This window comes from Fructobacillus sp. ESL1096, from assembly GCF_058511985.1.
In genome coordinates, this window is sequence record NZ_CP196400.1 from 1,352,296 (window position 1) to 1,376,567 (window position 24,272).

22 protein-coding genes are annotated in these 24,272 nt (G+C 45.1%); 18 read left to right on the forward strand and 4 right to left on the reverse strand.

The window, feature by feature from the left end; genetic code table 11:
- The first annotated feature begins 20 nt into the window (after positions 1-20).
- The 10 genes from lepA (at position 21) to ACSYSR_RS06565 (ending at position 10,594) form a co-directional block, all read left to right on the forward strand.
- Positions 21-1,874 (forward strand): translation elongation factor 4, encoded by a 1,854-nt coding sequence (gene lepA, locus ACSYSR_RS06520; protein ID WP_489815729.1) that lies wholly within the window; start codon positions 21-23, stop codon positions 1,872-1,874.
- 90 nt (positions 1,875-1,964) lie between these two features.
- Positions 1,965-3,113, forward strand: coding sequence for a zinc-binding alcohol dehydrogenase family protein (locus ACSYSR_RS06525; protein WP_489815728.1), 1,149 nt, complete (start codon positions 1,965-1,967; stop codon positions 3,111-3,113).
- Between the two features lie 74 nt (positions 3,114-3,187).
- The gene (locus ACSYSR_RS06530; protein WP_489815727.1) at positions 3,188-4,078 is read left to right on the forward strand and encodes a 50S ribosomal protein L11 methyltransferase; all 891 of its coding nucleotides are present in this window, start codon (positions 3,188-3,190) and stop codon (positions 4,076-4,078) included.
- A gap of 20 nt (positions 4,079-4,098) precedes the next feature.
- Complete coding sequence (locus ACSYSR_RS06535) at positions 4,099-4,842, forward strand: RsmE family RNA methyltransferase (protein WP_489815726.1); 744 nt, start codon at positions 4,099-4,101, stop codon at positions 4,840-4,842.
- Between the two features lie 95 nt (positions 4,843-4,937).
- Positions 4,938-5,333, forward strand: coding sequence for a hypothetical protein (locus ACSYSR_RS06540; RefSeq protein WP_252773893.1), 396 nt, complete (start codon positions 4,938-4,940; stop codon positions 5,331-5,333).
- A gap of 95 nt (positions 5,334-5,428) precedes the next feature.
- The gene (locus ACSYSR_RS06545; protein WP_047974465.1) at positions 5,429-7,054 is read left to right on the forward strand and encodes an ABC-F family ATP-binding cassette domain-containing protein; all 1,626 of its coding nucleotides are present in this window, start codon (positions 5,429-5,431) and stop codon (positions 7,052-7,054) included.
- A 74-nt stretch (positions 7,055-7,128) separates the two neighbouring features.
- Positions 7,129-8,292, forward strand: coding sequence for a hydroxymethylglutaryl-CoA synthase (locus ACSYSR_RS06550; protein ID WP_489815725.1), 1,164 nt, complete (start codon positions 7,129-7,131; stop codon positions 8,290-8,292).
- Positions 8,293-8,426: 134 nt separating this feature from the next.
- A complete protein-coding gene (locus ACSYSR_RS06555) occupies positions 8,427-8,873 on the forward strand; it encodes a nucleoside 2-deoxyribosyltransferase (protein WP_252773896.1) in 447 nt (148 codons plus the stop codon).
- A 63-nt stretch (positions 8,874-8,936) separates the two neighbouring features.
- Positions 8,937-9,206 carry an ACT domain-containing protein gene (locus ACSYSR_RS06560; protein ID WP_252773897.1) on the forward strand — a complete coding sequence of 90 codons (270 nt, stop codon included), beginning with the start codon at positions 8,937-8,939 and terminating at the stop codon, positions 9,204-9,206.
- A gap of 44 nt (positions 9,207-9,250) precedes the next feature.
- Positions 9,251-10,594 (forward strand): PFL family protein, encoded by a 1,344-nt coding sequence (locus ACSYSR_RS06565; protein WP_252773898.1) that lies wholly within the window; start codon positions 9,251-9,253, stop codon positions 10,592-10,594.
- 117 nt (positions 10,595-10,711) lie between these two features.
- Here the strand turns inward: ACSYSR_RS06565 and ACSYSR_RS06570 are convergent, their stop codons facing one another.
- Positions 10,712-10,972 carry a hypothetical protein gene (locus tag ACSYSR_RS06570; RefSeq protein WP_489815724.1) on the reverse strand — a complete coding sequence of 87 codons (261 nt, stop codon included), beginning with the start codon at positions 10,970-10,972 and terminating at the stop codon, positions 10,712-10,714.
- Between the two features lie 140 nt (positions 10,973-11,112).
- Between ACSYSR_RS06570 and xerC the strand changes: the two genes are divergently transcribed.
- The 3 genes from xerC to ACSYSR_RS06585 all read left to right on the forward strand — a co-directional run bounded on the left by xerC (position 11,113) and on the right by ACSYSR_RS06585 (position 13,976).
- Complete coding sequence (gene xerC / locus ACSYSR_RS06575) at positions 11,113-12,060, forward strand: tyrosine recombinase XerC (RefSeq protein WP_489815723.1); 948 nt, start codon at positions 11,113-11,115, stop codon at positions 12,058-12,060.
- A gap of 73 nt (positions 12,061-12,133) precedes the next feature.
- Positions 12,134-13,009: an aldose 1-epimerase family protein gene (locus tag ACSYSR_RS06580; protein ID WP_489815722.1), complete on the forward strand. Its 876-nt coding sequence runs from the start codon at positions 12,134-12,136 to the stop codon at positions 13,007-13,009.
- Positions 13,010-13,082: 73 nt separating this feature from the next.
- A complete protein-coding gene (locus ACSYSR_RS06585; protein WP_489815721.1) occupies positions 13,083-13,976 on the forward strand; it encodes a type I 3-dehydroquinate dehydratase in 894 nt (297 codons plus the stop codon).
- A 253-nt stretch (positions 13,977-14,229) separates the two neighbouring features.
- On the opposite strand, the gene ACSYSR_RS06590 is transcribed toward ACSYSR_RS06585, so the two are convergent.
- On the reverse strand, positions 14,230-15,108 hold the full coding sequence (locus ACSYSR_RS06590; RefSeq protein WP_252773903.1) for an N-acetylmuramoyl-L-alanine amidase: 879 nt from the start codon (positions 15,106-15,108) through the stop codon (positions 14,230-14,232).
- Positions 15,109-15,195: 87 nt separating this feature from the next.
- On the opposite strand from ACSYSR_RS06590, the gene ACSYSR_RS06595 reads away from it, so the two are divergent.
- The 4 genes from ACSYSR_RS06595 to ACSYSR_RS06610 all read left to right on the forward strand — a co-directional run bounded on the left by ACSYSR_RS06595 (position 15,196) and on the right by ACSYSR_RS06610 (position 21,300).
- A complete protein-coding gene (locus tag ACSYSR_RS06595; RefSeq protein ID WP_489815720.1) occupies positions 15,196-17,112 on the forward strand; it encodes an ABC-F family ATP-binding cassette domain-containing protein in 1,917 nt (638 codons plus the stop codon).
- Between the two features lie 102 nt (positions 17,113-17,214).
- Positions 17,215-18,093, forward strand: coding sequence for a DNA-processing protein DprA (gene dprA, locus ACSYSR_RS06600; protein ID WP_489815719.1), 879 nt, complete (start codon positions 17,215-17,217; stop codon positions 18,091-18,093).
- A gap of 184 nt (positions 18,094-18,277) precedes the next feature.
- On the forward strand, positions 18,278-20,419 hold the full coding sequence (gene topA, locus ACSYSR_RS06605) for a type I DNA topoisomerase (RefSeq protein ID WP_491706398.1): 2,142 nt from the start codon (positions 18,278-18,280) through the stop codon (positions 20,417-20,419).
- 65 nt (positions 20,420-20,484) lie between these two features.
- Positions 20,485-21,300 (forward strand): hydroxymethylpyrimidine/phosphomethylpyrimidine kinase, encoded by an 816-nt coding sequence (locus tag ACSYSR_RS06610; RefSeq protein ID WP_489815717.1) that lies wholly within the window; start codon positions 20,485-20,487, stop codon positions 21,298-21,300.
- Positions 21,301-21,391: 91 nt separating this feature from the next.
- Here ACSYSR_RS06610 and ACSYSR_RS06615 read toward each other — a convergent pair whose 3' ends face one another.
- Both ACSYSR_RS06615 and ACSYSR_RS06620 read right to left on the reverse strand, forming a co-directional pair.
- Complete coding sequence (locus tag ACSYSR_RS06615; protein WP_489815716.1) at positions 21,392-22,177, reverse strand: glucose-1-dehydrogenase; 786 nt, start codon at positions 22,175-22,177, stop codon at positions 21,392-21,394.
- Between the two features lie 78 nt (positions 22,178-22,255).
- Positions 22,256-22,807, reverse strand: coding sequence for an Ada metal-binding domain-containing protein (locus ACSYSR_RS06620; protein WP_252773909.1), 552 nt, complete (start codon positions 22,805-22,807; stop codon positions 22,256-22,258).
- 195 nt (positions 22,808-23,002) lie between these two features.
- On the opposite strand from ACSYSR_RS06620, the gene ACSYSR_RS06625 reads away from it, so the two are divergent.
- Positions 23,003-24,268, forward strand: a complete 1,266-nt coding sequence (locus ACSYSR_RS06625; RefSeq protein WP_489815715.1) for a tetratricopeptide repeat protein — start codon at positions 23,003-23,005, stop codon at positions 24,266-24,268.
- Positions 24,269-24,272 lie beyond the last annotated feature (4 nt).

Here is a 24,272-nt window from a genome sequence, read left to right on the forward strand (position 1 = left end):
TCTAAAAAAGCAGGATATTCATGGCAGATTTTACTTTAGAAGAATTAAAAAAACGGCAAAAGCGCATTCGAAACTTTTCAATCGTGGCTCATATTGACCACGGAAAGTCGACGATTGCCGACCGGATTTTGGAACAGACCCAAACGGTGGCCGAGCGTGATATGCAAAACCAGCTGCTGGATACCATGGATTTGGAACGGGAGCGCGGCATTACCATCAAATTGAATGCGGTTGAGGTTCATTATAAAGCTAATGATGGCGAAACTTATATCTTTCATTTGATTGATACACCGGGGCACGTGGACTTCTCTTACGAGGTTTCACGGTCTTTGGCAGCGGCGGAAGGGGCCATCTTAGTGGTCGATGCCGCCCAGGGAGTGGAGGCGCAAACCTTAGCCAATGTTTATTTGGCAATTGATAATGACCTTGAAATCTTACCGGTCATTAATAAAATTGATTTGCCTGCTGCTGATCCAGAGATGGTCAAGGGCGAAATTGAGGATGTGATTGGTCTTGACGCTTCTGATGCCGTCCTAGTCTCGGCTAAGCAGGGAATCGGTATTCCTGAACTCTTAGAACGGATTGTTTCTGATTTTCCAGCACCGGATGGTGATCTGGAAGCGCCATTACGGGCTTTGATTTTTGACTCACAGTATGATGCCTATCGTGGCGTAGTAGTGAACTTGCGAGTGCGTGAGGGTGTTGTTAAACCTGGTGACCGGGTGAAGATGATGAACACCGGGGCAGAATACGAGGTGACGGAAGTCGGCGTGATGTCACCGGATGCACAAAAGCGTGATTACCTGATGGCTGGTGACGTTGGTTATTTGACGGCGTCAATCAAGGACATTCAAACCACACATTCAGGTGATACGGTGACACTGGTCGACAATCCAGCCGATGAACCGCTCCCTGGTTACCAACCAATGACACCAATGGTTTATTCGGGATTGTATCCTTCAGATAATGCCAAGTATGGTGACTTACGAGAGGCTTTGGAAAAGTTGCAGTTAAACGATGCTGCGCTGACTTTTGAACCCGAAACTTCACAGGCTTTGGGCTTTGGTTACCGAGTTGGTTTCCTCGGGCTCTTGCACATGGATGTGATTCAAGAACGTTTGGAACGTGAGTTCGATTTGGACTTGGTCACAACGGCACCTTCTGTTACTTACCGAGTAACGACGGTTGACGGTGAGGTTTTGATGATTGAAAACCCGTCTGAATTGCCAGAAAGTCAACAAATCAAAATGATTGAAGAACCGTTTATTCACGGAAACATTATGGTGCCAAATGAGTATGTTGGGGCAGTGATGGAGCTAGCTCAGCGCAAGCGTGGCGAATTCGATACAATGGAGTACTTGGATGAAAACCGGGTGAACGTCAAGTATTATTTGCCGTTGTCCGAAATTATCTTTAATTTCTTTGACAAGTTGAAATCATCAACGCGTGGCTATGCTTCTTTGGATTATGAAATCGATGGCTATCGCCCAGCTGATTTGGTCAAAATTGATATTCTTCTCAATTCAGAAAAGGTCGATGCCTTGTCCTTTATCGTGCACCGTGATTTTGCGGCAGAACGGGGTCGCGTGATTACTTCTAAACTGAAGGAAATCATTCCAAGGCAAAACTTTGAAATTCCGGTTCAAGCAGCAATTGGCAACAAAATTTTGGCTCGAACAAACATTAAGGCTTACCGAAAGGATGTGACTTCAAAGATTCACACGGGTGATCCTGATCGGCGGGCGAAGCTTTTGGACAAGCAGAAGCGTGGTAAAGCGCGGATGAAAGCCGTGGGAACGGTTACCGTTCCTCAAGAAGCCTTTATGGCGGTTTTGCAGACGGATGATGACGAAAAGTATGCTCGCGGTAATTAAGTTTGTTACCACCTGAGTGGTCTTGTTTGAAAAAATAAAGAATCCAGTTTAAAATAACGGTACAAACGATTCGAAGGAGAGCATAGTTGAATGTCCTTAAAAACTGTATTTCAAAAAATAACCAACTATTTTCGACCCAAAATGATTGCAATTGGTATCACTCATAATGGGCCTTTAGAAGCAACAGACGCTTTTGTGGAACGACAAGTACGCCAACCAAAGCCAAACGGCGATGAGGTTTTGGTTCGAATATTGGCAACAGCTGTTAACCCTGTTGATACGAAGATGCGGGCTGGTTATCGTCAGGATGGCGTCTTTCGCGTTTTTGGTCTTGATGTTGTTGGTGTGATTGAAGAGGTTGGTAAGGACGTGACGGACTTTTCTGTCGGCGACCGCGTCTTTTACGCTGGTAAGCAACACGCCTTCGGTGCCGATGCCGAGTTTCAAGTGATTGAGGCGGACTTAATTGCGCTGGCACCAAAGAATTTAGACAATGTGGATGCCGCAGCCATGCCTTTGACTGCCATTACGGCTCATGATGTTTTGCACCATGGTTTTCATTTACCGATCATTCAGAATAGTGCCCAAGGAAAATCAGTGCTCATTATCAATGGTGCTGGTGGTGTTGGTTCAGTCTTGGTTCAAATGGCCAAGTATCTCGGACTAACAGTGATTGCAACGGCGGGAACAACTGAGTCAAAGAACTGGGTGAGAGAATTGGGTGCTGATTTTGTCCTTGATTATCATGAAGACTTGCAAAAACAGTTGGTAGCCATTAACTTTGCTCAAGTTGACTACATTGCCAACTTGCAGGATACGACGGCCTATTGGGACTTGATGGCGGCGGTCATTAAGCCCTATGGTGAAATCGCGGCCATTGTTGAAACTACTTTACCAGTTGACTTAGGTGACTTAAAGAGTAAGGCCGTTTCCTTTTCTTGGACCTTTATGTTAGCGCGTGGCAATGAGAACTTTAACCTTGCTGAGCAGGGACAAATTTTGCGTGATGTCGCTAACCTTTTGGACCAAGGGGTAATTCGGCCAACCGTTACAAAGGTTTATCAGGGATTATCGGCTGAAAATGTACGTCGTGCCAATCAGGATGTCACTAGTCACCACACGATGGGGAAAGTGGTCATCGATTGCATGGCCGAAGAAGAGGCCAATAATAAGGTTGAGCAGACAATTGCCAATAATGTCGCACCAGTGAAGGTTACGATGGCAGATGCTAATAATTAACACGATTTGGGACGGGGACCAAGCGGTCCTCGTTTTTATTTGTGTTGTTGTAGGAATAGTAAACGAGGAAAAAGATGATTACGTATCAAAAGGTTGTTTGGCAGGTGCCGGCTGAAAATCAGGATGTGGTGATTGCAACTTTGGTAGCACTTGGAGCAGAGGGCGCCGAGCAGGGGACAGAGACGGTTACCATTTACCAAGATATTCAGCAAGAGGGCTTTGAAAAGCAGATTGCAACTTATATTGACGGGTTAACAACCCTTGCTGAACGGGGGCTAGCCATTAATAGTCAACCAATTTCACAGGAGAAATTGGACTCAACTGTCTTTGAAAACGAATGGAAAAATTACTACCATGCTAGTCGGGTGACCAACCAGTTTACGGTTGTGCCCGCTTGGGAAGACTACCAAAAAGATCAGGACCAAGAAAAATTAATTGTGATGGATCCCGACCAAGCCTTTGGGACCGGTACGCATCCAACCACTTCTTTGATGCTTCAAGCCTTGGAAACAGTGGTGCGTGGCGGTGAAAAAACGATTGACGTTGGGACTGGGTCGGGTGTTTTAGCGGTAGCTGCTAAACACCTGGGGGTTGGTTTAGTATTGGCAACTGATATTGACCAAGAGTCGGTTTCGACGGCCCAAGCTAATTTAGCGTTAAACCCTGTGGCGCATGATGTGACCGTTATTGCGTCGGATTTGATGCAGGATGTACCAAAAGAATGGAATCAATCTGATTTAATTATGGCGAATATTTTAGCTGATGTGATTACGCCACTGATTCCCCAAGTAGTGCCAATGCTCACGGCAGGTGGTTACTTCTTAGTTTCGGGAATTTATGACGATGTGGAACCAGCCATTGAGCGGGCTTTAAAAAGCCACGGACTGACGATTGTTCAGCACTTGAACCAAGGAACTTGGCATGCCTTTATTACAAAAAAGGCGGATGACTTAATCAGCGACTGATTTTTTAGGAAGAGAAAACGATGCAACGTTATTTTTTAGAAGAACCGATTCAAAAGACCATCATCTTGACAGCAGATATGCCGGCCTTTAAGCACTTGGTTAAGGTTTTACGAGCCAAAGTGGGTACAAAAGCGGAATTTTTTGATGGCCAATCGCGCTTGGTGCTTGGGCAGGTCGAAGAAATCGGCCAGAGTCAGGCGGTGATTAAGGTGCTAACCGACATTGATCAGCAGGTTGAATTACCTGTTGAAGTCACGTTGGTGGTTTCTCCAATTAAAAAAGATCGCAACGAGTGGCTGGCGGAGAAGGCAACCGAACTGGGTGCCAGTCGCTTACTTTTCGTGCCGATGGAGCGGTCGGTCGTTGCTTGGAATGAAAAACAGAAAGCTAAACAGTTAGAGCGGTTGCGGGCCAAGGCAGTCGGTGCTGCCGAACAATCACACCGGCTGAAAGTGCCAGAAATTCGTTTTGCTGATTTTGCTGAGGTTTTGGCACTGGAAAAAGATCAGGGGTTGGTTGCTTGGGAAGAATCTGCTAAGCAGGGAGAAAAAGCGGCTTTGGTGGATTTGGCACAGATTAGTCAACCCGGTCAGCATTTTGTTGCCGTCTTTGGACCAGAAGGTGGTTTGACTGAAAAGGAGATTAATACCTTGCAAGAGGCCGGTTATCGTCCCGGTGGTTTGGGGCCCCGAATCTTGCGGGCGGAAACGGCACCACTGTACACGTTAGCCGCTTTATCAACATTATTAGAATTAGAAAAATAACAGAAAAATGAGTCTAGGTTGTGAAAAACCTTGCCCTCATAGGTTAAACAGCCTATAATCTGTTATAACAATTTCACTGTGAATGAGGTTTTTACATGCGTAATTTTTTAAATAAATTACACCACTCTGCTTGGTTTTATAACTTATTGGTCATGCTTTTCGTGGCAGTCTTCTTGCCATTTATGGCCGACAAATTTGATTGGTCAGATATTAATCTGGTCTTTTGGCTTTGCTTTGTCTTAAATGGGGGCTTTGCCTTGTACTTTGGTGCTTACATTCGCAAGCAAGGTCTGCGTTTTTACTGGATTTTTGCGCAGCCACTGCTTTTTGCCTTGGTGACGACCTGGTATTTTGACTGGGTTGATACTGAATACGGTTATTATTTAGCCGGTTTGTACTTGGTTTTGACGATTTTTACTTTTTGGTCTGATACCCGGTCTGATCCTGATGAAGACTTATTGCCAATCGATGGCGGTTATGAAGATCTTTAAATAATCAAAGAAAGCGTCCCCCAAAAGGGGGCGCTTTTCTGTTAAAATACTAAGAGAATAATTTTTTACTTTTTACCCCTTTGGAGGAAGCATTCGTGATTACTGTTGCAGACATGTCATTTTCATTTTCTGGTAAGAAACTTTACCAGGACGTTAACTTAAAGTTGGTCCCGGGCCATACATACGGCATTATCGGAGCCAATGGTGCTGGGAAGTCAACCTTTTTGAAATTGCTTCAAGGAGAATTGGAACCGACTGAGGGTGTCATCAGCATTAGTGATAACGACCGGATGTCATCTTTGCAGCAGGATCACTTCGCCTTTGACGACTTTACGGTGATGGATACGGTCATCCAGGGACATGAACGCCTCTACCAGGTTAAGACTGAAATGGATGCTATCTATGCTAAGCCTGATTTTTCAGATGAAGATGGGGTGCGAGTAGGCGACTTGTCTGCTGAATTTGAAGAGCTGGACGGTTGGAACGCTGAAACTGAAGCAGCCCAACTATTGACGAAGTTGGGCATCGATGAATCAATGCAACAGAGCATGATGGGCGACTTGACTGAAAACGATAAGGTGAAGGTCTTGTTGGCTCAGGCCTTGTTTGGTAATCCAGATATCTTGGTTTTGGATGAGCCCACCAACGGGTTGGACGTGCAAACGATTGCTTGGTTGGAAGACTTCTTGGCCGACTTTGAGAACCTCGTAATTGTTGTTTCGCACGACCGTCACTTCTTGAATGTTGTTTCAACGAATATCTTAGATGTCGACTACGGTAAGATTACGCCGTTCGTTGGAAACTACGATTTCTGGCGTGAATCAGCTGAATTGGCACAACGCTTGGCCTCACAGCAAAATGCTAAGAAGGAAGAGCAAATTAAGCAGCTGCAGGAATTCGTCGCGCGCTTCTCAGCCAATGCCTCAAAGTCAAAGCAGGCAACAGCTCGTAAGAAGCAGTTGGATAAGATTACTTTGGATGATATCAAGCCTTCATCTCGTAAGTACCCTTACATTTCCTTCCCGTTGAACCGTGAATTAGGAAATGACTTAGTTCGCGTTGAAGGGGTTTCCAAGACGATTGATGGTGAAAAGGTTTTGGATAATATTACCTTTACTGGTCGTCCTGGCGACAAAATTGCTATCTTGTCCCGGTCTGATTTGGCAACGACAACGTTGATGCAAATTTTGGCAGGTACGATGGAACCTGATACAGGTTCTGTCACTTGGGGTGTCACGACAACCCAGTCATATTTGGCTAAGGACCTGAATGATAATTTCGACGACCAGGAAAAGGTCATTTTGGACTGGTTGCGTGATTTTGCCGAAGAAGAGCAGAAGGACAACACGTCATTGCGTGGTATGCTTGGCCAAATGCTCTTTAAGGGTGATGACGCCTTGAAGCAAATTAAGGTTTTGTCTGGTGGTGAAAAGGTTCGAATCGTTTTGGCTAAGTTGATGCTATTAAAGGCCAACGTTTTGTTGCTTGATGATCCAACAAACCACTTGGATTTGGAATCAATCCAGTCATTGAACGATGCGGTTGCGGACTTTAAGGGTTCTGTCATCATGACATCTCATGACCACGAATTTTTGGAGACGACGGCAAACCATATCGTTGAAGTTTCTGCCAAGGGTGTCGTTGACCGTTTGGATACCACTTATGATGACTTTATTAACACCGACAGTATTCAAGCTAAGGTGAAGGCCTTGTACGATTAATGATGAGCTGATGGTGAAGGCCGTTAAGGAGCGCTTTCGAGCGCTTTTTTGCTTAAGTAAAAAGGAGATTTTTAATGACTGTAGGTATTGATAAATTAGCTTTCTACACACCAGGACTAGCGCTTGATATGGTCGAATTGGCCAAAGCGAGAGGCGATGAGCCTGATAAATATACGATTGGAATTGGCCAGTCGGTTCAGTCTGTCGTGCCAAATTACGAAGACGTGGTGACAATGGGCGTCAATGCCGCTAAAAAAATCTTGACTGCTGCAGATATTGAGGCGATTGAGATGCTGATTTTTGCCACTGAATCTGGGGTGGATAATTCCAAATCAGCGGCCGTCTTTGCGCAGAAGTTATTGAATTTATCGCCATACATTCGCACCATTGAAATGAAGCAGGCTTGCTATGCTGGCACTTACGGTCTGATGCAAGCCAAGGACTACGTGCGCCTGCATCCTGATAAGAAAGTTTTGGTTATTGCGGCCGATATCGCCCGCTATGGATTGAAGACAGCCGGAGAAGTCACACAGGGGGCCGGTGCAATTGCCATGGTGGTCAGCGCTGACCCAGCTATTGCTGCTATCGAAGATGACTCTGTTTATATGAGTCAGGACGTTCCTGATTTTTGGCGACCAGTGGCCTCAACAACGGCCTTGGTTGACGGTCATCTGTCAACGGATATTTACAAGGAAATGTTTTTGACGCTTTGGAGCCGATATACAGCCAAGACAAAGTTAGCGTTGGCTGACTTTGCAGGTTTTGCCTTCCATTTACCATACACGAAGATGGGGAAGAAGGCCTTGGACCAGATTCTGGACCAAGCAACGCCTGAGCAGCAAAAATTTTTGCAGGAGCAACTGGCGGCCTCACAGGTTTATAACCGTCAAGTTGGTAACCTCTACACAGGGTCAGTCTATCTCGCGCTGCTTTCGTTATTGCAACAGGGACAAATCATTGCAGGTCAACGGTTGGCCGTCTTTTCTTATGGTTCTGGAGCAGAGGCCGAACTCTTTTCATTAAAAATCCAAGAAAACTTCCAATCTGCTATTGTCGGCCAGGACGTCGTTACGATGTTGGCCGACCGTCGTTTGCTTTCAGTTAGTGAGTATGAGGATGTCTTCAACTCACAGCTATTTGATTATCAGGTTGATGCGACGACGGCGGGTCCCAAAAACACGGATCGCTGCCAATTTGTTGGCTGGCAAAATGGCCACCGTCGCTATCAGATGAGCTAAAGACAAACATTGGTGACAAAGTGTGGCCAATGTTCTATTTTTGTTCTATTTTTCATTTAGAATGTTATCCCGTTGCAACCTGCTTTTGGTAAACTAATAGAATAGATAAGCAGGTAAGAAAAGGAGAATTATCCATGGCAAAGCGGATTTATTTGGCTGGACCATTTTTTTCAGAAACACAGATTAAGAAGGCTGAGCGTCTTGAAAAGGTCTTGGAAGAACACGACCAGGTGGGCCACGTTTTTTCACCTCGGAAGCATCAGCATGCTGAATATGAACTTTTTTCGGAACCATGGCGTCATGCTGCCTATGGGTCTGACGTTGAAGCCATTGATAATTGTGATGTGATGGTAGCGTTGGCTGATTTTGACCGGGCCGATACTGATTCAGGCACTGCTTGGGAAATCGGTTATGCAAAAGCTAAGGGAATCCCGGTTGTGGTCATCAAAGAGGAAGCAGATATTACGTTGAACTTGATGATTGCCATGTCATTAACGGCATACTTTGACAAGATTGAAGATGTCGCTGCGTATGATTTAGAAGCTTTGCCAGCAAAGCCATACGATGGCGAAGTTATCTAAAAATCAGAAAAAGGCAGGCCTGACAAAAATCAGGTTTAAAACGATCAATTAGAGGAGAAAATCATGATTAAAGCAGTTGTCACCGTTGTTGGCCAGGATCAAGCAGGAATTGTAGCTGGCATCGCAACCACCTTGTCAAAACATGGAGTCAACATTTTGGATATGTCGCAGACGATTATGTCGCAGACCTTTACAATGTCAATGTTAGTAGCAATCGACGCTGCTGCTGATTTTGATGAAGTCTATGCCTCTGTCAAAGAAGAAGGCGCTCGCTTAGGTGTCACGGTGCATGTACAACGAGAAGAAATTTTTGATACGATGTCCCACATCTAATTTAAAAAATTAGTGCGAACAAAGACAAAGAAAAGAAGCAAATAATGGATACAACACAAATTCGAGAAACAATTCAGATGGTCAAAGAAGATAATTTTGACATCCGAACAATTACGATGGGGATTTCTTTGCTGGACACGGTTGGTGGCTCAGTTGATGAAACGGCGAAGAACGTTTATAAGAAGGTCACAACCTATGCCAAGAACTTGGTAGCAGTTGGTCAACAGATTGAACGCGAATATGGTGTACCCATTACGAATAAGCGTATTTCAGTGACGCCCGTTTCCCTAATTGCTGGCAATGCTGATGAAAAGGAAATCCTTGTTTTGGCGCATGCCTTAGACGATGCTGCCAAGGAAGTTGGTGTTGACTTTATCGGTGGTTACTCCGCCTTGGTGCAAAAAGGTTTTTCACACGGTGATTTAGCCTTGATTAAGTCATTGCCAAATGCTTTGACGCAAACGGATGTGGTGATGTCATCCATTAACGTTGGTTCATCTAAGGCCGGGGTCAACCTTGATGCCGTGAAATTGATGGGTGAAACGATTAAGGCCATTACGGACAAGTCTGATACAGCAAATTCAAAGATGGTTGTCTTTGCCAATGCCGTTGAAGATAACCCCTTTATGGCTGGAGCTTTCCATGGTGTTTCAGAACCAGATGTGGTGATTAATGTCGGTGTTTCGGGTCCTGGTGTCGTTAAGCGTGCTTTAGAACAGGTGAAGGGTGAATCGATCACAGTGGTTGCCGAAACCATTAAAAAGACGGCCTTCAAGATTACCCGTGTTGGTCAGTTAGTGGGGACAATTGCAGCGGAACGCCTCGGGGTACCATTTGGAATTGTTGATTTGTCCTTGGCACCAACTCCAGCACGCGGTGATTCTGTGGCTGAAGTCTTGGAAGAAATCGGCTTGGAACAAGTTGGAACGCACGGAACAACTGCTGCTTTGATGCTCTTGAATGATGCCGTTAAAAAGGGTGGTGTTATGGCTTCACAAGGTGTTGGTGGCTTGTCAGGAGCCTTTATCCCTGTTTCAGAAGATGCCGGAATGATTGATGCCGTACAGGCTGGCACGTTGTCATTGGCTAAGTTAGAGGCGATGACATCTGTTTGTTCTGTTGGGTTGGATATGATTGCCATTCCGGGTGATACACCAGCAACAACGATTTCAGCAATGATTGCTGATGAAGCGGCAATCGGTGTGCAAAACAATAAGACCACGGCTGTGCGCATTTTGCCAACGAATGGTACCAAAGTTGGCGATATGGTTGACTATGGTGGTTTGTTGGGAACTGCTCCAGTTATGCCAGTAGTGGCTAAGTCTTCTGCCGACTTTATTAATCGTGGTGGCCACGTGCCAGCGCCAATTCATTCCTTTAAAAATTAAAAAATAAAAATGAGCCCAAACCAGGACCTGGTTTTGGGCTCATTTTTTGCTGGTGCTACTGATTTTGTTGATAAATGCCGAAAAGCCCACTGCAAAACAGTGGGCTTTTCAGGTGGATTAGTTAAAATCATTGTGTTGATGGTGAGCGCGTCGACCATAAGAATAACGGTCGTTTTCAGCAATGACCCGCTTATTGAGCAAGTCTTTGGCCTCATGGTGGGTCGGTGTAAAGGTTGTGCCGTTTTTCCATGCTTCTCGTTGGTCACGGTGGTTTAATATGTTATCACGGATGCTCAAGAAGAAGGCATTGACTTTGACCCGCTTCAACCCCAAAACGTGGCGCAAGTAACTGCTCGTTGAATTAACTGGTAGGTTCATGACGAAATCCTCCGTATCGTTTTTGTAATTAGTATTACTATACAATGCAAGTCCTTTAATTACTGCTACATCGATCAAGGTTAGAGGAATCCTAACTATCTTAAGGAGTTCTTAACCTTTATCCATTGTATAATGGCAATATGGAAATCAATGCTGTCCAACAATACCAACAATACCTGCAGGCAGAACGTGGCTATTCACTTCAAACAGTGAAAGCGTATCGAACCGATATTGACGAATTTGTTAGTTATTTGACCGATAATGGTGGTTTCACAGGCTTTGCTAGTATTAAAAGCTTAGATGTTCGAGTTTATTTGGCTGGTCTATATGATCAAATGCTCGCCCGCACGACGATTGCCCGCAAGGTTTCAAGTCTGAAAAATTTCTATGCTTATTTGGTAAGTGAAAATTTAGCCACCGACAATCCCTTTGACGGGGTAGCACTGCGGAAACACCAAGCGCATTTGCCAGAATTTTTTTATGACAATGAGCTGTTGGAACTCTTCCAAGTCGCTTATGATCAAAATGACCACCCGCTCTGGCGCCGGGATGCCGCTTTGCTGGAATTTTTATTTGCCACGGGAACGCGAGTATCTGAGTTTGCGGGGTTGACATTGGATCAAATTGATTTAAATCAACGGTTAGCGCTCATTCACGGGAAAGGAAATAAGGACCGTTTTGTACCTTTTGGTTCATATGCTCAGCAGGCCTTGGTGGATTATCTGGAAAATTGTCGGCCGGGCTTATTAGCTAAAAACCACCGATTAGACCAGGAAGAGGTTGTGTTTTTAAATGCTAATGGCGGTCCGATTACCTCGGCTGGTGTGACTTACATTTTGAACCAATTAATGAAAAAAACGAGTTTGACAGGTAAAATTCATCCCCATATGTTGCGCCATAGTTTTGCGACCGCTTTATTAAATCGGGGAGCTGATATGCGAACTGTGCAAGAATTACTGGGGCACGAAAACCTTTCAACGACCCAAATCTATACCCATGTTTCAAAAGCCATGCTTCAGGATTCCTATCAAAATTTCTTTCCACGGGCAAAAAAGGTGAGTGAAAGACACACAAAAAGAGAAGGATGATTTTTATCCAAAAGTTTTTTCAGTACGGGCCAATTAAATTGTCATTCTAGGGAATAGATAGTAGAATAAAGTTATGATAATTCTGGAGAATGACAAATTAAAGGTACAGATCAGTGAGCATGGTGCGGAGCTGATTTCAGCATGGAATAAGGAAGCAGAACTGGAGTATATCTGGTATGGGGATCCCATGTATTGGGGTCGGCATGCACCTAACCTGTTCCCAATTGTAGGCCGCCTGCAGGGGGACCAGTATGAATTGGCTGGTCAAACCTATTATATGAACCAACACGGTTTTGCTCGGAATATGGATTTTTTAATTGTCAGCGAACAAGATGACGCGGTTCGTTTGCGTTTGGAGGATTCCGAATCAACACGGCGAATTTATCCTTTTGCCTTTATCTTTGATGTCATCTTCACCTTGAATGGCTCTTCACTAAAGGTGGAATATGAGGTCAAAAACCCAGCGAGTCATGATTCATTATTCTTCTCTGTTGGTGGCCACCCAGCTTTTAATCTCCCCCTTGATGGTGGCAAATTCTCAGATTACTATTTATCTGTGACGCCAGAAAAGGTTTATGATCGGATTCGCCTGGTTGGACCATATTCGAATCCAAACGTGCCCACGCCATTTTCTTCAAATATTCCATTGCGCTTGCGACAGGAAGACTATCATGACGATGCCATTATTCTCAAACTTGATCGTCAGAAAACAACCTTCTTGCTGGCTCGGCTAGCAAATCAGCATGGGATGGAAATGACAATTGATAACGCTCAGTTTGTTGGCATTTGGACACCAGCTGGTAAAGATGCGCCCTTTATTGCTGTCGAGCCATGGTGGGGGATTGCTGATACAGTTGATGCAACCGGAAACTTCAAGGAAAAATTTGGCGTTAACGTTCTTGCTGCGGGTGATACTTTTAATGGTTCTTACTCGATGAACTTCTTTTAAGCGAAATATTTTAAATCAATCAATGAAAGAAAAAGCCAGCTGTTGATTCAGCTGGCTTTCGGATTATTAGACTATGAAAATTACAGAATTATTTGAACAAAAAAAGCCAATTGCCCAATCAGCATTGGCTGTCCCAATGGCGTTAGGGCCAACCGATAAATTTACCCCTTTCAAGCAGGCATTAGACCAAAAGAATCCAGATGTTGTTATCTGGCAGGCCGATGCGATTGCTGATGAGTTTTCTAAAGAAGTGGTTTGGGATCAGGTAAAGGCCGGTGGTGCACAGGCGGTTGAAGAACGTGACGCCTCTGCAATGAAAAAAGCTGCAATGAAGGCAGAATTAGACCAGGCATACCAAGAATTTCTGTCTAATTGGCCAGCCATGCACCAGCAAATTGTTCAGGAACTGGTGGATAATGCTCTGCAGACAGCAGGGGATCACTTGGTTTTGCTGGCTTATACTGCCAAAGCTGCTGGTGGAAAAGGTGAGTTAGCCCCGGCTGATCAAGCTTACTTTTTAGCAACGGCACTGCAGGCTGGAACTAGTCGCTTTGCCGGCGTCTACTTACCAGAGGAGCTGGATGAAAATCTGCAGGAAAAAATCATTGCTGTGGCGGAGAAGGTGGCTGTGCCGGTTATTCGAACAGGCACACTTCATGATCTGACACCAGAAACGATTCGAGCGGTTTTCTCGTCTTTGTTAATCAAGAAGCCGGATGTTGTCAACTTACAGGTTGCATCTGATCGGTTAGCTGAAATTGACTTAGCCGATTTTGAATTAATTTTAGCTGGTTTGGCTGATCAAGCTGGTGAAACAGCCCTCGTGTTAACGGTTACGGGTATCCTCTCCAAGGATCAAATTGAATCTTGGCTTGTTTTCCAATCGGCCTTAGTGACTCTGGCCTTAGGGGAAAATTGGCAGACACCTTTGATTAAAAGTTCTGTTGCTGAACTAGGGTGGGCTTGATATCGGCTACCACTTCAAGTAAGCAGATCTAGATTGATCATTTCGCTCTTTTCTTGATTGCCAATGCATGGTATAATGAAAACAACCAACTGAGGTAGTTTATCTATCTACCTACCCAGCACCCGCAAGGGTGCTGTTTTTTTATGCTTAAATTGCCGTATTTACTAGTTAGCCGCTTAAAAACACTAATAGTAGGCAGAAAGAAAAAACTCCGTTTCCTTTATCGGTCGATAGGGAAAGCGGAGTCTTTGTTTTACTGTTCATTATAGTTGGGGTAAAGAGTTTTTAGATAGGTAGTCAAGCCTGATTTAATATCCTTGGCAATCTTTTGTTGGTAGGAACTTTGGCGAATGTAAGAAAAGTCATGGTCTGAATTAATGAACCCATTCTCGAGTAAGACGGCCGGTCTGGTGACGTCTTTAATCACAAGGTAAGGCATTGTTTCATAACCACGATTTTCCAATGGCAGGTTATTCAGTGAGCCGTTTAAAGCTTGAGCGAGTGCTTGTGAGTTGTCATTATAATAATACTGGGAAACGCCCGAAGCGCTGTTATTCGATTCTGAGGAGTCAAAATGTAAGGAAATTTGGGCATCAGCATTATACTTTTCAGCTTTGCGGGGGATGTAAAGGAGGGGAACAACGACATCTTTAGTGCGGACCATGATGACCCGTACACCAGCCTCAGTCAGAACTTTTTCAGTTGCCAATGCTGTTTTTAAAGTGTACGTCTTTTCGTAGTGCTTGCCATCTGTTGAAAGCGCACCAGTATCGGAACCACCGTGACCTGGGTCTATGACGATGGTCGCTTCGGAAAGTTGCGTGGCTGTCTTTAACTTGGTGTTGTTAGCAACCCAGGAAGCGACCCAACCAACTTTTTGGTTGTTATCGCGTTTGACCTGCCACCAACCATTGTTTTTGGCAACGACTGTTAGCTTGGTACCGGCCTTCAGCTTGGTAATTTGTTTGTAGTTGATCCCCGGACCAGTTCGCAATGGAACCTGGTCCGGTCGGGTCGTCAGTTGGTTTTGTTGTGCCAGCGAGATGATTAGAATCATGGTCGCGAAGGTGAAGACACCAACGATGATGGCTCCGATTTTATTTTGTTTAATCCAATTTATTAATTGAAACATTAATCTGGCCTATTCTTCATATACTTCTGTTTATTTTATCACGAATATTCCAGAAAAAGGGTTCTTGATTCGAGTATAATAGATGACATGAAACAATTTAGAGTACAAAATTTAACGTCTGTCTACGGTGAAAAGGTCCTCTTTGATGACCTTTCCTTTTTGATTACCCAAGGGGACCGCGTTGGTTTGGTTGGGGTTAACGGATCTGGGAAAACAACCCTTTTAAATGCCCTTTCCGGCAAACAACCAGCTGATCATGGGGCCATTTCGACCCAAAATGATTATCGCATTGGTTACTTGGAACAAGATCCTGATTTGGCTGGACACATGCAGGTCTTAGATGCCATTTATGCCGGCGATCAACCGGTTTTTCAAACCATTCGTGCTTACCAGGAATCCTTAGATTTTCTGGCGCAAGATCCCGAAAATGCGAAGGCAGCAAGCCGCTTTGAAAAGGCGCAGGCTGCTATGGATCGTGATGATGCCTGGACCATTGAGGCCCAGATTAAGACTATTTTAACGCAGTTACATTTAACGAATTTAAATCAGGAAGTGGCCAGCCTATCTGGTGGGCAAAAAAAGCGGGTTGGCTTAGCGCAAGTTTTGATTCAAGAGCCTGACCTGTTGATTTTAGATGAGCCGACCAATCACTTGGATTTTGATTCGATTGCTTGGCTGGAACAGTATTTGGCCAAGTATAAGGGGGCATTGTTAACGGTCACACACGATCGCTATTTCTTGGATCGGGTGACGAATCGAATTTTTGAGCTTTCTTTTGGCAAGCTGTACGAATACCAGGGAAATTACCAAGATTACGTTGAAGGCAAGGTCATCCGCCAGGAAAATGAGGCGGCTGCTGAGCACAAGCGTGAAAAACTGTACGAAAAAGAACTGGTGTGGATGAAAAAATCAGCTCGAGCACGGACAACCAAGCAGAAGGGCCGGGAAAGGGCCTTTGCAGAGTTGGAGGAATCGCTAGGGAATGTCCGTACGGATCAGGATGTTGAAGTGTCATTGGGACAACAGCGCTTAGGAAAGAAAGTCATTGCCTTAGACCATGCCTCCTTGGCTTTTTCCGACCAAGTGATTTTTAAGAACTTATCATTGCGTTTTGGTCAGCGCGACCGAATTGGCATTACTGGACCCAATGGGGTTGGCAAATCTTCTCTTTTGAATGTTTTAGCTGGGCGGTTGCCCTTGACTGATGGAGTGTTGGAAATCGGTGAAACGGTGCGAATCGGTTACTACACTCAGGTAACGGAGGAGATTCCGGCTGATAAGCGCATGATTGAGTATTTGACGGATGTTGCTTCGAGTGTGAAAGACCGTGATGGCAACGTTATTTCGGCTAAAGATCTCTTGGAACAGTTCCTTTTTCCAAGTTTTATGCATGGAACTTTGGTTCGCAAGTTATCTGGTGGTGAGAAGCGCCGGTTGTACTTATTGAAAATACTTTTGCAAGAACCAAATGTTTTGTTGCTCGATGAGCCAACCAACGATTTGGACATCGGAACTTTGACCGTTTTGGAGAACTTTCTTTCTCGCTTTGCAGGAACCGTTGTGACGGTTTCCCACGATCGTTACTTTTTGGATAAGGTGGCCGACTATGGCTATTATTTGTCTGGTAATGGTCAAGTTGATCGCTATAATGGGGAATTCTCATTTTACTTGGATGAGGTTGTCTTACCAAGTGAAAAGGATGCCGGCCGCAGTCGTCTGGATAAAAAAGACAAAGCAACAACTGCAAAATCAGTAACGCCAGCTCAAAAGCCGAAAGAGCGTAAGTTAACCTACATGGAAAAACGCGAATGGGAAACGATTGAGGATGAAATTGCTGATTTGGAGGGACAAGTTGAGGCCTTTAATGACCAAATGGCCGCCAACGGTGCTGATTACCAAAAGGTTGCTGCAATTCAGGTCCAATTACAAGAAGTTTCGGATGCTCTTGATGCGAAAATGGATCGTTGGGCTGAATTGAGTGAAATTGTTGAAGGACAGGGCTAAGGCTCTGTTTTTTTATTCAGGTTGCCATGGCTATTTTTAGCTTTGAATGGCCGTTGGTCCTCCTTGCTTTCGTCTAATGGTGTTGAAAGAAGGGAGAAACTGATGAATTTGAATCAATTTTTGTTAGCGCTTCACCTGACACCTGGATTGGGTCAAGCGAAGGAGGCGAAGGTGATTGACGCCTTAAGTCAACAAGGTCATCCAGAGCAGGGACCCTATCCTTGGCCTTTTTTAACGTTAGCTCTTGTTCTTGGTTTGGAACCCGGATCACAACCATATCGGCAGATTCAGGCGAGCTATGAATGGTCATTAGATAAAGCCCTAGCATACCAAGGGGATTGGTTGACCTACTTTGATAATAATTACCCTAAACAATTGAAAGAAGTTTATCAGCCACCGTTAGTCCTTTTTTACCAGGGGGACTTACGGGCGCTGACGCTGCCCTTACTAGCAGTGGTTGGGGCTAGAGCAGCCAGTCCTTATGGATTGGCAGCACTCCGGCAATTGTTGCCAGCGGTCCTTAAGGCGGGGATTGGTGTTGTTTCTGGATTAGCAAAGGGAATTGACGTGATGGCCCACCAGATGACCTTTCATTATGGTGGTGTTCCAGTAGCAGTCATTGGCACGGGTCTGGACCGGGCATACCCAGCAAATCACCGTGTATTGCAAGACCAGGTTGGTCTGCAAGGGTTATTAGTCTCCGAGTACCCAGTCGGGTCTTTGCCATTGAAAAATCACTTCCCAGACCGTAATCGAATTATTGCGGGTCTTTCGAGCGCTACGTTAGTGGTCGAAGCCAAGCACCACTCCGGGTCTCTGATTACTGCTAATTTAGCGTTACAAGAAAATCGACAAGTTCTAGCGGTTCCTGGTCCGATTAATGCCCCCTTGTCGGTTGGCCCCAACGAATTGATTCAGGCTGGCGCGTTGCCAGTCTTAACCAGCAGTGATATCATTAGAGCGGTTTCATGTTTGACTTAAAAATTGCCATTATATAGTAGGAAAATGATTTTACCTATCTTGCCAAAGCCTAGCTTTGGCTGGTATGATGGGAGAGTTAAACCAAAAGGAAAGTTTGCTTTTAGTTGGTGACCGTGATTATCGACTCCAAAATAATCGCTTTTGTCGTCTATCAAGCAGCTTTAGAAAAATGGGGAATCACACGTTGGTAGAAGCAAAGACCAAGAAAACAATTACTCCAAAGAAAAAGAGTAAAAAGAAAACAAGTAAAAAATTAGTAATTGTCGAGAGTCCGTCAAAGGCTAAGACAATTGAAAAATATCTTGGCTCGACGTATCAAGTTGTTGCCTCGATTGGCCATGTTCGCGACTTACCTAAGTCAACATTGGGTGTAGATGTTGACCAGAATTACGAACCAAAGTACATCAATATTCGTGGTAAGGGACCAGTGATTAAGGACCTGAAAAAGGCTGCCAAGTCCGCTAAGCAAGTTTACCTCGCATCCGATCCGGATCGTGAAGGAGAGGCGATTGCCTGGCATTTACAGCATATTTTGGCTCTTGATCCAGAGCAAAAGAACCGTGTAGTCTTTAACGAAATTACCAAGGATACGATTAAAAACGCCTTCAAGGAACCACGGACGATCAATCAAGATTTGGTTGATGCTCAGCAAGCTCGGCGGATTATTGATCGGTTGGTGGGTTACTCGATTTCACCAGTGTTGTGGAAGACAGTTAAACGCGGCTTGTCAGCCGGTCGGGTACAATCCGTTGCCCTTGGTTTGATTATTGCCAGAGAGCGTCAGATTCAGGCTTTCCAACCAGAAGAATACTGGACACTGGATTCGGAATTCAAGAAGGGCAAGGCGAAGTTTAAGGCGAACTTCTATGGCTTTTCTGGCAAGAAGCAACCGTTGCCTGATAATGCTGCCGTCCAAGCAGTTATGGCGGATTTGGATGTGAACAAGCCCTTCCAGGTGTCAGAAGTTAAGGCGAAGGAAAGAAAGCGGCAACCACAGCCACCATTTACAACATCGACCATGCAACAGGCGGCCAACACGCAGTTAAAGTTCCGAACACGGAAGACGATGATGACGGCTCAGCAGCTCTATGAAGGAATCAATTTAGGACGTGGCCTTGGTCAAGTTGGATTGATTACCTATATGCGTACGGATTCGACAAGACTTTCAGCTGTGGCGAAGAATGCCGCTGCCCAGTATATTCATGACGAGTGGGGCGAAGAATACTCAAGCCATAAACCTGTTGCTGGAACACCGCAAGAAGGCGCCCAAGACGCCCACGAAGCAATCCGTCCAACCGATGTCACGAAGACACCGGCATCGATTAAGGATAAGCTGACTCCTGACCAATTCAAGTTGTATTCCTTGATTTGGTCGCGCTTTGTTGCGTCTTTGATGACACCAGAAGTTTTGGATACCCTAGCCGTGACGGTTGAGCAAAACGGCGTCTTGTTCCATGCCAATGGATCAAAAACGAAGTTTGCTGGATTTACGAAGGCCTATCCGGCTGCCAAGGAAAAAGATAACCTGTTGCCTGATTTGGCAGAGGGGGACGAAGTCGATTTGGCAAAGACAAATCCTGAACAGCATTTCACGATGCCACCAGCGCGTTATACTGAAGCGGCCTTAATTAAAGCCTTGGAAGAAAACGGTGTTGGTCGTCCTTCAACTTATGCACCAACGTTGGATACCATTCAGCGGCGAAACTATGTGCGAGTGGATGCACGGAAATTCGTGCCGACTGAATTAGGTGAAATTGTCCAGACTATTGTTGAGGATAAGTTCCCAGATATTACCGATACCAAATTTACGGCCCAAGTTGAAAATTCACTGGATGAAATTGAAATTGGTGATAAGAAGTGGGTGCCGGTCGTCGACGAATTTTACAAGCCATTCTCAAAGGAAGTTCAGTCCGCCGAGGAGACCTTGGAAAAAATTACGATGCACGATGAGTTGGCCGGCATGGACTGTGAAGTTTGTGGTGCGCCAATGGTGATTAAGATGGGACGATATGGCAAATTTTATGCTTGCTCGCGTTTCCCGGATTGTCGCAATACGAAGGCAATTGTGCAAGAAATTGGTATCACTTGTCCAAAGTGTGGCAAGGGGCAGGTAGTTGAGCGTAAAACCAAGCGTGGTCGGAAGTTTTATGGTTGTTCTCGCTATCCCGACTGTGACTTTGTTTCATGGGATAAGCCAAAGGATCCAAACCAAGGAGACGATCAGCAGGCTTTTGCAACTGGTGAAGACCAGCAGGCAAGTGCTACAGTCGCTACGACGACTAAGAAAAAGGTCACCGCGAAGAAAAAAACGAGTGAAGCGAAGTAAGAGAATTTTGAAAAGCCGCCGCTAAGGACGGCTTTTTTTGAGAAATGAGTATGAAAGGTCGCTGTATGGCTACAAATAACAAAGTTTTAACCATCGCGGGATCAGACTCGCTAGCCGGTGGAGGTCTCCAAGCTGATTTGGCTACCTTTGCGGCAGCTGGCCTAGCTGGTTTTTCGGCGATTACGAGTATCGTCAGTATTCAGCCAAGCAATGTGGCTGTCTTTCCCGTGCCAGATGAGGTTTTTGACCAGCAACTAAAGTCTCTGGCCCAGGTCACAGACTTTGCCGCCATTAAGGTGGGGATGCTAACGTCGGTCAAGCAATTGGACCGGGTGGTTGCCTTCTTACAAGATTATACTGGCCCGATTGTCGTCGACCCCGTGTTAGTCTTGAAGGAAGGCCACTTAGCTGAAAACAAAGTGCTAGTTCAAGGATACTTGGACCGCCTATTGCCGTTGGCAACGGTTACGACACCAAATTTAAATGAGGGACTGGCATTGGCAGATCAAAATGGTGCTTTGGTGAGTACGTCGACTAATTTGGCAGAATTAGCAAAAGAAATTAGTCAACGCGGTCAGACTGCCGTGTTTTTAAAGGGTGGTCAGGGATTTGTTGACCATCAGGCCCTTGATGTTTTGACAGTAGGAGGACAAATCAGTTATTTGTCACAACCTGCCTTGGGTAAGAGTGCCTTTGTTAATGGAGCCGGCTGCACTTTAGCGGCGGCGATTACAGCCAAATTAGCCTTGGGCGAGAAACTGCCAGAAGCGGTTGAGCAGAGTCAGTGTTTTGTTCATCAGAGCATTCAACAGGGTTATCGCTTGAATGCCAGTCGAACGGATGGCAACGTTTTTCAGATTGGTGCCAAATGGTCGAAATAAGGCGGGGTAGTTAACCCGACACTTACTGATTTTTTTGACAGAAAAAAGAGTTCTTCTACTAGAAGAACTCTTTTTTGTATGCGTTTAAAAATTAGCCCTTGCCATCCTGGAAGGCGGCATAAAGGGTCATCCCTCCATCAACGAAGAGGGTGGTACCGGTAACGTACTTGGCCTGATTGGAAGCTAACCAAACGGCAGCATCGGCCACGTCTTCGGGATCGCCAATCTTTTGCATTGGAATCATCGACTGTGTTTCTGCATATTGAGCCTTGTCAGCAAACTTTTTGGCATTAATTGGCGTGTTAATAGCGCCGGGTGCGATATTGTTGACGCGAATGCCCTTTGGCGCATATTCCATGGCAATTGTTTCGGTAAAGAGCTTAACCCCACCCTTAGCAGTTGCATAAGAAGCAAAGGTCGGCCAAGGGATTTGCTGGTGGACGGAAGACATGTTGATGATGTTGCCAGTTCGGTCATTATCTAACCAGTAGTTCAGGGCTTCTTTTGCCCCAAGGAAGACACCGGTCATATTAATGCCAATGACTTTATTCCACTCCTCAAGTGTAATCTGGTGAGTTGGTGTTTGAATTTCCATTCCGGCATTATTGACCCAAACATCTAAACCACCAAAGTTATCAATCGCGGCCTGTAAAAGGGCTTTGACGCCGGTTTCAGTTGAAACGTCGGCCTTGATAGCAACAGCATCGCCACCATTTTTTCGAATCTCGTCGACGGCTGCTTGAGCCCCGGCTTCGTCGGAATGGTAATTAATGACAACGTTCATCTTTTCTTGAGCAAAGCGCAACGCAATTGCGTTACCAATACCCTTAGAGCCACCGGTAATAACGGCAACTTTTTTGTTCAAATCGTTAAACATCTAGTTCCTCCTTGTACAAAAAACAGCGAAAGTTGGTTTCGCTGTCTACTGTAACTTAATGAACGTGGATTGGCAAGTTTATTTGTTTTGCTTGCGGTATTGAACGGCCGTTACGCCAACTTCCTGCTTGAAGACGGTATTGAAGTATGAGAGGTTAGGGATGCCAACCTTAAGGCCGACAAGGGCCACTGAGTCTTTGCCATCCTTGAGTAGTTTCTTGGCATGAAACATCCGCACTCGTAATAGATAACTTTGTGGGCTTTCTTTAGCGACAGTCATAAAGGCTCGGTGAAGAATGCCGGATGAGACAGAAAAGTCTTCACTCAAGGATTCGAGTGTGATTCGATTCTTATAATTGGCTGAAAGAACACCTTTCACCCGGAAGACTAAATCAGCCTTATCGGATAGTTCACCAAAGGGCTGACAATCAGAGCAAGGTTGGAAGCCTTCGAACAGGGCCTCGTCATTTGTTTTAAAAATCTGAATATCTTCAGGGTGGGTGTCACTACCGTGAATACATGAGGGACAACAAACCCGCTTATCGGTTGTGACACCGTAGATAAAGCTACCGTTATATTCCGCATCTCGATTGTGAATTGCTTGCCAACGCTTTTTTGTTAATGAGTACATCCTGAAGACCTCCTTTTAGAATTTATCTAGTTCCCAGAAATTGCTTATGAAAAAGCTCCAAACAATAATAACACAAATTGGTCTATTTGAGTATTGCTATTACTTTACAAAGAAGGTTTTTTGTGTTTCAAAGGCTGATTTAGTAAAATAGAAAAGAGCAATCACGCAAAAAGCGTTTGGAAAGGCGATTAAAAATTGACAAATTATGCAGAAGAAATGATGGCTGCTATTCGCTTGGGACAAATGGACCAAGCCCAGAAAGCCTTTCAAAAATCACTAGCCGAAGATGATGATGACCTGGTCTATTCATTAGCTGAAGACCTTTATGCCATTGGCTTTGTCGAGGAGTCTAAGCAAGCCTACTTACACCTACTAGCCAAGTACCCAGATGAGGGCGACTTGAAGACGGCTTTGGCGGAATTAGCGATTGAAGAAAACGACTTGGATTTGGCTCAGGACTACCTAGCTCAAATCCCAAAAGATTCACCAGCCTATTTGCAGGCCTTGTTGGTTAAGGCAGACTTGTACCAATCTGAGGGCCTCAGTGAATCAGCCGAACATGCCTTGGAGCAGGCGTCACAGTTGGCACCAGACGAACCGGTCGTGACCTTTGCCTTGGCTGAATTTTACTTTACGACTGGCCAGTACCATCAGGCCATTCGTGGTTACCGTCAACTCTTGTTAGCCGGTCAACGACGGATTGCCAAGGTTGACATGGCTGCGCGAATTGGGACGGCCTACGCAGCCATTGGAAATGTTGATAACGCGATTGCTTATCTTGAACAGATTAAACCCATTGACATGACGATTGATACTAAGTTTCAACTGGCCTTTTTGTATGTCGAGAAAAAAGCGGATGAGGACGCCTTACCACTCTTTGAAGATATTTTGGCGGCAGACCCTCAGTACACTTCCGTTTACCCACTGCTTGGGCAATTGTATGAACGGATTAACGATCTTGACCAGGCGGAAAAGACTTATCGCTTGGGGCTGTCCTATGATCAAACGAACCCGGTCTTGTATCGCCAAGCTGGACTCTTGGCCTTTAAATTGGGTCAGTATGACCAAGCCCAAGCCGATTTCAATCAGGCACTTGGCCTTGATGACCAAGACTTAGCAACTTATAGTGCTTTAGCTGACCTCTATCTAGCCCGTCACAACTATGATGCCGTCATCGAAACAATTGGTGCAGCTCAAGAGTTGGATTTGGTTGACCCCCGCTTTAGTTGGGACTTAGCACGCGCTTACCATGCCAAGGAAGAAGAAGAAAAGGCAGAAGAACAATGGCAGGCCGCACAGGTTGATTACCCGGCGGATCCTGATTTTTGGCACGACCTTGCTGACTGGTATCACGAGGTTGGTCGACGAAAAGAAGAATTAACTGCCTTAGAAAAGGCTGTTAATTTAAATCCCGACAACTTTGAATTAGCCGACCGCTTGGCTGATTTATCGCTTGATTAAAAAA